The organism is Provencibacterium massiliense (assembly GCF_900169495.1).
Classification (GTDB): domain Bacteria; phylum Bacillota; class Clostridia; order Oscillospirales; family Ruminococcaceae; genus Harryflintia; species Harryflintia acetispora.
On the sequence record NZ_FWCH01000012.1, the window covers coordinates 249,501 to 261,427 of the forward strand.

The 11,927-nt window shown below is 46.2% G+C and carries 12 protein-coding genes; 4 read left to right on the forward strand and 8 right to left on the reverse strand.

The window, feature by feature from the left end:
• Together B5477_RS06225 and B5477_RS06230 are read left to right on the forward strand one after the other, a co-directional pair.
• Positions 1–960 carry a helix-turn-helix domain-containing protein gene (locus tag B5477_RS06225; RefSeq protein ID WP_079698889.1) on the forward strand — a complete coding sequence of 320 codons (960 nt, stop codon included), beginning with the start codon at positions 1–3 and terminating at the stop codon, positions 958–960.
• Positions 961–1,037: 77 nt separating this feature from the next.
• Entirely contained in the window at positions 1,038–1,652 is a 615-nt protein-coding gene (locus B5477_RS06230; RefSeq protein ID WP_079698890.1) for a class I SAM-dependent methyltransferase, read from the forward strand.
• Positions 1,653–1,690: 38 nt separating this feature from the next.
• Here B5477_RS06230 and B5477_RS06235 read toward each other — a convergent pair whose 3' ends face one another.
• From B5477_RS06235 to B5477_RS06265, 7 genes are read right to left on the reverse strand one after another with little or no spacing between them, the layout of a single operon-like run.
• A complete protein-coding gene (locus B5477_RS06235) occupies positions 1,691–2,188 on the reverse strand; it encodes a winged helix-turn-helix domain-containing protein (RefSeq protein WP_242942135.1) in 498 nt (165 codons plus the stop codon).
• Between the two features lie 26 nt (positions 2,189–2,214).
• The gene (locus B5477_RS06240; RefSeq protein ID WP_022789422.1) at positions 2,215–2,580 is read right to left on the reverse strand and encodes a metal-dependent transcriptional regulator; all 366 of its coding nucleotides are present in this window, start codon (positions 2,578–2,580) and stop codon (positions 2,215–2,217) included.
• Between the two features lie 23 nt (positions 2,581–2,603).
• Positions 2,604–4,337, reverse strand: coding sequence for an ABC transporter ATP-binding protein (locus tag B5477_RS06245; protein WP_022789423.1), 1,734 nt, complete (start codon positions 4,335–4,337; stop codon positions 2,604–2,606).
• Between the two features lie 12 nt (positions 4,338–4,349).
• Positions 4,350–6,095, reverse strand: a complete 1,746-nt coding sequence (locus B5477_RS06250; protein WP_079698891.1) for an ABC transporter ATP-binding protein — start codon at positions 6,093–6,095, stop codon at positions 4,350–4,352.
• 28 nt (positions 6,096–6,123) lie between these two features.
• Positions 6,124–7,632 carry an ABC transporter ATP-binding protein gene (locus tag B5477_RS06255; protein WP_079698892.1) on the reverse strand — a complete coding sequence of 503 codons (1,509 nt, stop codon included), beginning with the start codon at positions 7,630–7,632 and terminating at the stop codon, positions 6,124–6,126.
• 16 nt (positions 7,633–7,648) lie between these two features.
• On the reverse strand, positions 7,649–8,371 hold the full coding sequence (locus B5477_RS06260; RefSeq protein ID WP_002607860.1) for an energy-coupling factor transporter transmembrane component T: 723 nt from the start codon (positions 8,369–8,371) through the stop codon (positions 7,649–7,651).
• Positions 8,372–8,962: an MptD family putative ECF transporter S component gene (locus B5477_RS06265; RefSeq protein WP_022789432.1), complete on the reverse strand. Its 591-nt coding sequence runs from the start codon at positions 8,960–8,962 to the stop codon at positions 8,372–8,374. It lies immediately after the preceding gene.
• Positions 8,963–9,170: 208 nt separating this feature from the next.
• Here B5477_RS06265 and B5477_RS06270 point away from each other — a divergent pair, with 208 nt between their 5' ends.
• Complete coding sequence (locus tag B5477_RS06270) at positions 9,171–10,151, forward strand: helix-turn-helix domain-containing protein (protein WP_079698893.1); 981 nt, start codon at positions 9,171–9,173, stop codon at positions 10,149–10,151.
• 304 nt (positions 10,152–10,455) lie between these two features.
• Here B5477_RS06270 and B5477_RS06275 read toward each other — a convergent pair whose 3' ends face one another.
• Positions 10,456–11,337 carry an SPL family radical SAM protein gene (locus B5477_RS06275; RefSeq protein WP_079698894.1) on the reverse strand — a complete coding sequence of 294 codons (882 nt, stop codon included), beginning with the start codon at positions 11,335–11,337 and terminating at the stop codon, positions 10,456–10,458.
• Between the two features lie 328 nt (positions 11,338–11,665).
• Here B5477_RS06275 and B5477_RS06280 point away from each other — a divergent pair, with 328 nt between their 5' ends.
• The gene (locus tag B5477_RS06280) at positions 11,666–11,923 is read left to right on the forward strand and encodes a TM1266 family iron-only hydrogenase system putative regulator (RefSeq protein ID WP_079698895.1); all 258 of its coding nucleotides are present in this window, start codon (positions 11,666–11,668) and stop codon (positions 11,921–11,923) included.
• Positions 11,924–11,927: the final 4 nt, after the last annotated feature.

The following is an 11,927-nucleotide window of genomic DNA, read 5'->3' on the forward strand; positions in this document are numbered from 1 at the left end:
ATGCTTTTACAATGGTCCGCCCCCGAATATATGCCTCACTCTTTTCAGGTTTCCGGCCTTTCGGGTACCGTAGGGCATAAACAAACCGGCAACTGCTTTGATCTCACAAAACAGGTTGCCGATGGTTTTGTGGGTATGCAGGAGTTATCCAAAGGACTGTTTTTGGTTCAGTCTGAAATGGCCTTTAAGCGGGAAACGGAATTGTACGAAGAATATCCAGAGCGCAAGGTCTTTCAGCTTTCCTTCTGTATGAATGGGATCTGCGAATGGGATTATCGCCAAAAGCAAGGCGAGCACTACCAGCTTTCCCCAACACAGTGCAGTTTGCAATGTGGGACGTTTTCACAGTGCGTAAGCCATTTCGGTTCCGAGCAGCCTTACCATACCTTGAGCATTTCGCTGGAGGAAGGACGTTTTTCCTCACTGACAGAAGATTTAGAAGCAGCGCATTTAATTCGGCGGGATGATAAGATTTGTACCCATGTATTTTCCACCACACCGGAGATACGCCTTGTTTTACAGCAGTTGTTGGACTGCCCGCCCGAGCGGAAGCTGCGCAAGTTGTATCTGGAAGGAAAGGTTTTAGAACTGCTGTCTTTGTTTTGTGATGAAGCGATTGGCAAGCAGAAAAATACCAAAGATATTTCCAGAGAAGATTACCGATGCTTGATGAAAGCGAGGGAAATTATCGACAATCATTTCCTCCATCCTTTGACAATCGCACAGATTGCCGAACAATGTTTTTTGAGCGAAACCAAATTGAAACAGGGGTTCAAAATCTGTTTTAATTGCACGGTTTATGAATACATCGTGGAAAAACGAATGGAGATGGCCTACCGCCTGCTGCAAAGCGGAAAGTACAAGGTAAAAGACGTGGTATGGATGGTAGGATATACCAACGCAAGCCATTTTATCGACGCTTTTAAAAAAAGATATGGCGTTACGCCCGGAGAAATTTAAGTTCCTACTCTGCGGGAAAACTTCGGAGAATCGGCACTTGCCAATCTTTCGCATCATGTTAAATTAGGAGAAAAAATATGTCTTTCTTTCAAAACACCTGCAAACCAAAAGGATTCGCCGGGAAGATCATGGTCAATATGATGAACACCGGCCATGCCGCACTTGCAGAATGGGGCTTGACGCACATAAAAATCCGCGACGATGATTTCTGTCTGGATATTGGCTGCGGTGGAGGGGCTAACCTCAAACGCCTTTTGGGAAAAAGTTCAAATGGACACATAACTGGCGTTGACTACTCCGAAGTTAGTGTTCAGAAGTCGAAAAAACTTAATCGGGCAGCAATTCAGGAAGGCCGATGCGAAGTTTTGCAAGGCAATGTTATGAATCTGCCGTTTTCAGAAAACACTTTTCACTTGGTAACTGCCTTTGAAACAATCTACTTTTGGCCCGGTATTCAAGTTGCTTTTCAGCAAGTATATCGTGTGCTTAAAAATGGAGGAACTTTCCTGATATGCAATGAATCCAATGGGAAAAATACAAAGGACGAAAAATGGACAGATATAATCCACGGCATGACAATTTATACTTCCGAGCAGATTGAGAAAGAATTGGAAAATGCTGGGTTTTCAAAAATCGAGGTAGACCAAAACCAAAAAGATTGGCTTTGTTTGGTTTGTAAAAAAGATGATTAAAAAGGTGCGACAGCATACATACAACGCTGTCGCACCTTTCATTTTGTTTCAAACTTATAGCCGATACCGTAGACGCTTTTCACATAGTCTGGCAGGTTAGGAGCGATCTTTAACTTCCTCCGCAGATTGCTCACATGGTTATTGACTGCTTTGCGGGAATAGTAAGTGTAATCTTCTTCCCATACTAATTCCATAAGCATTTCATAGGTAAATACCCGCTTCGGATTTAAGATAAGCAGCGAGAAGATTTCAAATTCCTTGACGGTCAATTCTATCGGCTGCTCCCGGATTGTAACAAGTCTTTGCTCTAAACAGAAGTACAAATCTCCAGATCGTGTTTCTGTTAGGGGATGGTTCAGCCTTTGGGGGATAGAATATTTACCGCGGAAGATGGCCTGATGTGGTAAATAAATCGGGTTAGCATAGTTTGTTTCACTCTCGAAAACAAACTGCGCAAGTTCCCGCCGTTGCTCTGCGGATAGCAGAGCAAACAACTTTTCTCCAATCTGCCAGCCAGTTTCAGCTAAATCAAGCACAGCTAATTTCCCATATCACCACCTCCTTAGCCTTCATTAAATGCTTTCTTTAATTTCTGAAAGGATTCCGCACTAACTGCATGTTCAATACTGCAAGCGTCTTGTTCTGCTATTTTGGGGTCCACACCTGCCGCTATGAGCCGTTCTGTAAAAAAACGATGCTTTTCATAAATCTGTTCGGAAAGCTGCAATCCTGTTTCTGTTAAGGAAAGTGTACCGTCAGCGTTTTTAACAAGATGGCCGGATTTGGACAATTCCTTGACTGCCCGGCTTACGGAAGGTTTTTTCACTCCTAAATGCTCTGCAACATCCACGCAGCGGACATAGCCATGACGCTGCTGCATCATTAAGACGGCCTCCAGATAATCCTCCATTGCTGATGTTAAAGCCATAAGCACACCTCCCTTCAAAATAACTAACCCAGTTTCCAGCCTATGGCCTCCTGTCTGGCCGATACAAAGTCGGCATACAGGCCCTTCTGCCGGATCAGCTCTGCATGAGTGCCGCGCTGGACAATATGGGCATTGTTTAACACAAGGATTTGGTCGGCGTTCCGAACAGTTTTCAGCCGGTGGGCAATCATGATGATGGTCTTGTTGTGGGTCAACGCCTCAATAGCCCGTTGCAATTCATCCTCATTCTCCGGGTCAACGCTGCTTGTTGCCTCGTCCAAAATGATGATGGGCGCATTTTTCAGCATGGCGCGGGCGATGGAAATACGCTGTTTCTCACCGCCGGACAAAGTGCCACCGCCCTCGCCAATCACAGTGTCATAACCCTCCGGCAGAGCGGAAATAAAGTCATGGCAGCAAGCCTTTTTCGCCGCCTCAACTACCTGCTCATGGGTGGCGTCCGGGCAGCCAAACTTGATATTGTTCTCAATCGTATCTGCAAAGAGGTACACGCTCTGGAACACCATCGAGATATTCTTCATCAGGCTGTCCAGTTTGAAATCCCGTACATCCGTACCGCCTATGGTAATCTTCCCGGCGTTCACATCCCAAAAGCGGGCAATCAGATTGCACATCGTTGTCTTACCTGCTCCGGAAGGGCCTACAATGGCCGTAGTCGTTTTTTCAGGGATAGAAAAACTAACATGGTCTAAAATCTTTCGCGTTGAATAGGAAAAATCCACATTATCAAAGACGATGTTTGTGTCCTGCAGCGTAATATCTGTACCCTTTTCGTCCATGACTGGCGTATTATCCACAGAATTTGCGGTATCAATCGAAGATGCCAGCATCTGCAACATCGTAATTTGACTACCAGCACTTTCGAGATTGTTGAACACAGTGAAGGAAAGGACAACAAAAAGGATGCCATACACAAAAGAAAATGCGTTGATCGTATAAAGATAAATGGACAGTATCAGTAAAATCGTGCTAAAAATCCGCACTATAAGCTGCTGCAGCGCAATGTAAGGAGCTACTGCATAAACCAGCTTCAAATTTCCTTTATTGCTATCCCGAATAGCAGCAGCAATGGATTGGGAACTATCCTTTTCAAAGCCAAAGGATTTTACCACACCCATGCCTTGGATGTATTCCAAAACAGCTTCTACTAATCCCCGCTGTGCGCTCTGCCTTTTTTCTGCTGTGGAAGTCGATTTTCGAGTAGCCGCTTCTGTCACCAGCAGGTAGCAGACAACCCCAACCAGAGCGACAAGTCCAAGCTGCCAATTAAAAAGAAGCAGGAACAGAATAAGAACAACGGAGTTGAAAAATCCGCCGATCATGTTGACCAATGCTACGGGTGCTGAACTTTCTACATCCCCTAATGTCGTGGTTACAATGCCGGTTATCGTGCCGATATTATTCTTGTTGAAGTAGCCCATCGGGATATAGCGGAGGCGATCACCAATCGAAATACGCTTATCAGCTACCATGCCATATCCTACTACCGTCTGCTCATTCATGGAAAAGAAGGAGGAGAAAATCCGTCCGGCGATGGAAAGCATCATCATCCCCAGCGACAGCCATACAGAAGTAAGACTGTGGTTATCCGAAGCCAAAGCGTCTACAATGAAGTAAAGCGCGCCAAACTGAAATGACGCAAAAATACCGTTAAGAAAGGAAAAGAACAATGATTTTTTCAAAAGCCCTTTCCGATTGCCTGCAAATGCAAATATTTTCTTTAATGTGCCAAGCATGAAACCACCTCCTTACGCTTCATCTCTTGCACCAATGTGCGCCTGCCACATATCCTTGTAAAGCGGACAATGAGCCAGTAATTGTTCATGGGTGCCTTGTGCTTCAATATTTCCTGCATTGACTACCACAATGTTATCTGCGCCTGTGATTGTAGAAAGCCTATGGGCAATTACAATCAGTGTCTTTCCGGCAGTTAATGCAGAAATTGCTTTCTGGACGATTGCTTCATTCTCTGGATCAATGAAAGCTGTTGCCTCGTCTAAAATCACGATGGGAGCGTCTTTCAGCAAAGCGCGGGCAATAGCAATTCGCTGGCGTTCACCGCCGGAAAGCTGGGAACCGCTGCTGCCGACAATCGTTTCATAACCTTTATCCAGCCCACGAATGAAGCTGTCACAGCCGCTTCGGATTGCTGCTTTTTCTACTTCTTGATCAGATGCGCCAGGTTTTCCCATACGGATATTTTCACGGATACTGCGGTTAAACAGGTAGTTGTCCTGGGATACATAGGAAATTTGTTCCGAAAGCTGTGACAACGGAACCTCTGTCAGCTCATGACCACCCAAAGTAATGCTGCCGCTGGTAACATCCCAATATCCGGCAATTAGTTTTGCAATCGTAGACTTGCCGGAACCGGAAGGCCCCACAAAGGCGGTTATCGTTCCGGGGCGGATGGAAAGATTTATACCATGCAAAACTTCCTGCTGTTTATCATAAGAAAAAGATACATTCTTGAGTTCAATTTCCAAATCGTCAAACGCAACAGGCCCATTGGCATGATGAAGTTCTTCGGCATTTAAGATGCTGTCGATTTCCTCTGTATTTTTTCCCAGCATAGCCAAAGAGCCGGTGAAAGAAAAAGCCTCCATGATTGGCCCCACAAGTCCAAGGGAAAAGATAACCGCTGCCATAAAGGTCATGGTTTCCAAACTGCCGGAAAGCCAAAGAGCCATACCGCCCGGAAGGACGCTTAGAAGTACGGACGGGATCACTGCATTATAAGAACACATGGTTTTCTGGCTGTTAGCCATCCATTTTATGTAGTAATCTGCATTGCCCCGGACAGCATCCGCATATTTCTCATAGGAACCTGCAGACTGGCTGAATGCTTTGACTACCTCAATACCGCCGATATACTCTACAACAGCATCGGCCATTTTCTTGCTGGCGGCCATTGCACCTGCGCCTTCTGTGGCATAGTTCCGCATACCGATGGACATAATGACCAACCCGATAAACAGGGTTGCCAAGGAAAGAAGTGCCATCCGCCAATCCAAAACGAACAGGTATACAATGATAAACAGCGGCACCAACATATTTGAAGTCATTTCCGGCAGGAGATGAGCAAATGGTATTTCCATCCCTTCTATCCGGTCAACAATGATGCTTTTATAGTGGCCGGATGGGGTGTCTAAAATCGTTCCCATCGGCACCTTTGCGAGTTTTTCCACAACACGCTCCCGCAGATCCCGCAGCGTACTATATGCCGCATTATGGGAAATTACTGTTGACAGGTTTGAAAAAAGCACCTTCCCGCAATATCCTGCTAAAGCCACAAGACATACAGGCAGATATGCAGAGAAGGCAGTTTCTCCAGCGAACATTTTAGAAATGACATTAACTACACAAAAATACGGTATCATCTGGCAGGCCACACCGAGAATTGCCAGGATAATACTGAAAACAAATTTACCGTGATGAGCCTTCCCCCAGCTCCAAAGAGTGCCGAGGGGAGAACCCTTTTTCTGTTCTTTCACAACTTATCAACCTCCTTCTTCAGAAATATCAGCCGACTTCCTGCGCCCGTCCCTCAGTGATTCGGATAATTCTATCACAGCATAAAGCAATCAGCTCCGGGTCATGGGTCGATACAAATATAGTCTTTCCTTCAGCCGCCAGTCTTTTCAAAAGTTCCGCAACCTCACGCATGTGGCGGTAATCCAGTCCAGATGTCGGCTCATCGAAAAGTAATATCTGCGCCTGTGCTGCAATAGCAGATGCAATCGCTACCCGCTGCTTTTGTCCTCCTGACAAAGCCATCGGATGTTTTTCCTTGTATTCATCCAAGTCAAGGCTTTCTAAAATTTTTTCGGCTGCCTTCTCATCGGGGTGTTCCATTGACAGAAGCACTTCGGAGAGAACACTATTTGTAAATAGCTGATGGTTTACATCCTGCATAACCATATAGCAAATCTTTGTCAACTGCCGCCCATGATATGTTCTGCCTGAGACTTCGACAGTCCCTATACAGGTCTTTTCTAACCCGCATAAGCAGCGAAGAAAGGTTGATTTTCCAGAGCCGTTATCCCCAATCACTCCGACAATTTTCCCTTTTTCAATTTGAAGATGTGGTATCCGTAAATCGCAGATTTCTTCATCTTCTGGTGTCAGCTTTTTCTTTACGAAAAGATATTTTCGCGGTGTGTAAGTGAAATAGAAATCCGTAAGGCACAACAGTTCATCTCCGTCAATGCCTGTTTTCAGATTTCTCTGGTCTGCGGGATTTTCATCGCCTGACTTTGAAACATTAGAAAATTGCCGGATATAGCGTTCCTCCAATGTAACAGGCCGAAGTTCATAAGATTTCAATTCCTTTTCAGTAAGCTGAGAAAATTCTTGCCTTGTCCATTCGTTGACAATACGGCCTTTTTCCATATAAACTGCCCGGTCAATAATATCTTTCAGATACCATAGGCGGTGTTCTGAAATGATGATCGTCTTGCCTTGAGACTTCCACAGCTGCATAGCATCACGCAGATCGCGGATTGCCGCCCAATCCAGATTTGAGGATGGTTCATCCAAAATGATGATGTCCGGTAAGAGAGCCGCCACCGATGCACAGGCAATCTTTTGTTTTTCACCGCCAGATAAGTCGAAAAGGCTGCGTCCCAAAAGTTCATTTAGATTTAACTCCTGGACTACCTGCTTTTTCCTGGATAAAATTTCCGGCTTTGGCAAGCCGATATTTTCAGGCCCAAAGACCACTTCGCCGTCTGTGTCTACGGAAAAGAATTGGCTGCGGGGATTTTGGAAAACAGACCCGACAATTCCGGCCAGATTATAAAGTTCCTGCTGCTTGATGTCTAATCCATTCACACAAACATCCCCGGTAAGCTCGCCCTTGAAAAAATGGGGGATAAGACCATTGATAAGCCTCGTCACAGTTGTTTTACCACAGCCTGATGCACCGCACAAAAGAATACATTCTCCGTCTGTAACAGACAGATTAAAATCAGAAAGTCCCGCTTGGTCTAATCCTGAATAATGAAAGGTTACATTTTTTATCTCAATCATATCATCCTACTTCCACTCACACTGAAAGGTAAATATATAAAATTGACAACACTAAAGTTACTGCAATTACCACATAATCTTTGCTATGGAACCCAATCTCACAAACATTCGTCCTTTTTACCGGTGCTCCAAGACCTCTGGTGACTGCCGCCGCTGATAACTCGTCCCCGATACTGATACAGGAAAACAGCAGAGGAACTAAACGATATTCAATCATTTTCGTTACCTTGCCGCCGCCAAAAGCAATTCCTCTCATACGCATAGCATCACGGATTGACCGGTATTCCTCTGACAATGTAGGAAAAAAGCGCATCATTACGGCAATAGAAATTGCAAGTCCTTGTGGCAGGCGCATACGGTTCATAGCAGCCATAAATTCACTGATTTTTGTTGTTGAAATGCAGTACCAGACCATAATCATCGTTGGTGCAAACTGCGTAATCATGTAGCATAGAAACAGTATCAACATGCCCGCTATGCCCCCGATGTTTTCCTGTGTAATCTCCATAAGCCATGTAGCCAAAATGAAAAGAACAGTAAACCTTGCGCCTACATGGGGTTTCCCTTCCAGGCAGACCAGAACCACAGGAATGTAGGTCATGATGGCCCGGACAATATAAGCCGGGCCATCCGTTACATCAATCATTACAACAACGGAAAACAAAATCAGCAAAAGCAGTTTTGTTCTCGGATCAAGATGGAAGCGGATATTGAGGCTTTTTCTATATCCATTTTCCATTTACACAATTCCCGCCTTTTCAAAGTTCTTCCGTACAACGGCCTTACCAATAAACGCACCGATTACTCCGCACACAAAGCAGAGCAGAATAATGACTGGATATGTAGCGGGAGTTACGAGCGTAAACAGAGTATCGGCAAAAGAAGCATCAAATCCGCTTTCAATCAGACTTTGCTTGTAAGAGTCTGCTGTGAGAATGAGGGGAAGATAACTTGCACTAACCCAAAGATTGAATACGCCGCAACTGATAACGGTTTTTTTCCAACTTTTATATTTCCCGGACTTGGCAATCAGATCTGCAATCACTCCTGCCGCAATACAAACAGGTGCGCCAAGAAAGCCCATGCCAAAGATAAACAACAGGATTGCAACAATAACCGATGTTATTGTAAGCATCCCAAACTTTTCGATCCGCGCATAGTAGAGCATCATCGGAATACCTGTGACAATCGGGATGAGAACGGCATAACCGGCGACAACAAACGGGGATAGAAATCCGAGATACATGATAACCATCTGCACAACCCACAGGATTGCGGTAAAGATACCAATGGTGATGAAGTCTCTTGCCTTTAGTTTCTTTTCATTCATGAGAATGTCCTCCTAACTTTTCATTGTGGTTAGGCTTTGCTAACCACAATGAAGTATAGCACACCGTTCATCTGTACTTCTATCCCTATATCAGCATTTTAGCCCCATATAGCAACGAGTTTTAACTTGACAAGGAATCAAAATAAGACGATAATAGTTGTGACGATTCCATATCGCAAGAAATAGTAGCTAAAAAAGGGGCGGTGTAATGGGTGAAATATTAAATCAAATGCTTGAAAACTATTTGGTTTCATCAAATGTGCAGTTGCAAAAAGGGCCGGATAGCCTGTCATTCACAATCAATTCGGCAGAGGGCATCAGTAAAACAACCCTTTTCAATATTCTGCCATATATGCACCTGATTTTCTTTGACATTCACGCTCGTTCTTTGCCGGGAGAAATCGCAGAAAATGCTGTGTATCACCCTATGCAGTTTAATTATTGTGTGGGTGGCCGGATTGAAATGCTTTTGGATGACAATTCTTATATTTATCTCAAAGAAAAAGATTTTTGCATCAGCAGGCAGACCTCGCAAAGCGAATCTTATTTCCCTACGAAGTATTATCACGGTATTACCATGTATTTTGACCCTGATTTTTTTACAGAAGCCAACTCCAATGTGGATAATCTTTTTAATTTGAACTTGTCGCAACTGTCAGAAATCTACTTTGAAAAAAAGGATACATACATCGCAGAAGCCAGCAGTGAAATGGGAAAAATCCTTGAGCGGTTATGGCAGTTCTATGAAACATCATCTCCTTTTCATATGAAACTTTGTGTCTTGGAGTTGCTACATCTACTGTTAGATGCAGGAAATGTTGTCAAGGAAAAAACTCTAACCTTCTATACCAGCGTACAAGTGGAAATTGCGAAAAAGGCAGAGCAGATATTAACCGCTGATTTGAAACAGCATATTCCCATGAAACAGATTGCACAACAATTCGGCGTTAGTGAAACAAGTTTGAAAAATTACTTTCGAGGAGTATATGGAAAAAATGTTTCCGACTATCTGCGTGATTTACGTATGAGCATGGCAGAAAAGTTATTAACTGAAACCACGCTATCCATATCTGAAATCGCTTCACAAATTGGATATACAAAACAAGGGAAGTTTGCCGAAGTATTCCGTCAACAATTTCAGATGAACCCTCTGGAATATAGGCGAACTAAAAAAATTCAAAAGCTGTGAGATTACAGATTGGCAAGCAATGCAAACATATACATGTTTTGCGATTTTGGCCGGATTGCACCGGCCAAAATGCTTGTTGAGGGATTCCCCCCAAGCCCCCAAGATCGTCCCCATTCGGTGACGGCTGCGCGTCCTGCGGACGCTGAAAAATTTTAAGAAGCAAAAGAAAACCTCTATGCAAATGGTTCGTCCATTCACATAGAGGTTTCATATTTCCCGTTCACTTGGCATAGGTTAGTATTTTCGCAATACTTCTTTATGCTCCTCTGCCATTTGGAGAGGGTGTTTTTTGATTGTTGCAGAGCTAGAACAACGAAAGCTGGGAGTTCCTATACCCCGCCTTGTAGGCGCGCACGATGTCGCTCATGCGGTAGAGCAGCCCGCGCGCCTCGCATTCTTCGCTGAACGCCCGCCAGAGCTGGCTAAAGTTTGGCGTGCGGCACTCGTAGCGCTCTTTATAAACCCGCTCATACCGCGCGCGCAGGCCGGGGAAGCGCAAGTCCAGCTGGCGGTAGAAATGCTGCCGCTGCCGGTCGCGCAGGGTCACGCCGAAGGCGGGGTAGACAAAGCGCGCGCCGCTCTCCTGCGCCAGGCGCACCAGAGCGCGCACGTTCTCCTCGCTGTCCTCGATGAAGGGGAGCACCGGCATGAGCAGCACCCCGCAAAAGAGCCCCTCCGAGGCGAGCGCGGCGAGGGCCTGCAGCCGCTCGCTCGTGGGGGCGACGTTCGGCTCGACCTTGCGGCAGAGCGCGTCGTCGGCCGCGGTGGCGGTCATTTTGATGAGCACCGGCGAGTGGCTGCGGATGTCCAGCAGCACGTCCCGGTCCCGCAGGATCAGCGGGCTCTTGGTGGCGATCCCCACCCCGAAGCCGAAGGCGTCGCACAATTCGAGCGCGTGGCGGGTCAGCTCGAGCTCGCGCTCAAAGGGGTTATACGGGTCGCTCATCGAGCCGGTGCCGACCACCCCGGTTTTTACCTTGCGGCGCAGGTCGTCCCGGATGATCTGCAATGCGTTCTCCTTGACCTTCACCGTGTCGAAGTCGTCGTTGTGATAGCATTCGCTGCGGCTGTCGCAATAGATGCACCCGTGGCAGCAGCCGCGGTAGATGTTCATGTTGTAATCCAGCCCGAACCAGCTGGTGTCCTTTGTGCGGGTCACAATGGTCTTGGCGGGGATGGTCTGCATGCTGCGTCCTCCCTTTTGGCGTCTGCGTTCCGGTTCCCAGTATACCACATGGGAACCAGCCTCGAACAGACAAAAAAGAAGGAATATTTTCTCTCAAAAAGCAATTGACAGTGAAATAACAAAGGAGTATGATGAAACCACAGGCTTCTGAGTTCTTAAGGCGTTGCCGCCTGAGATAAAGAGGACGTGAACATGGCTTATCCGGCGAGGGGCGAAGTCCGTCGCTGTGGGCTCGTATATCCGTCGAACTTTAGGGAGCGGATATGCGGGCTTTTTGTATGCCGACCGTTTTCGGGGCCTGCACAATCAAAGAGGGAGGAGACGTAGCATGCAAACAAAGATCGCGCTCATCGGGATTATCGTGGAGGAGCCCGGGAGCGTGGAGAAGACCAACAACCTGTTGCACGAATACTCGCGGTACATCGTCGGCCGGATGGGGCTGCCTTACCGGGAGAAGGGGATCAACATTATCTCCATCGTGCTCGACGCACCCCAAAGCGAGCTGAGCGCGCTGGCGGGCCGGCTCGGACAGATCGGGGGGATCAGTGTCAAGACCATGACCGCCAAGACTGCAAACCTGGAGTGACATG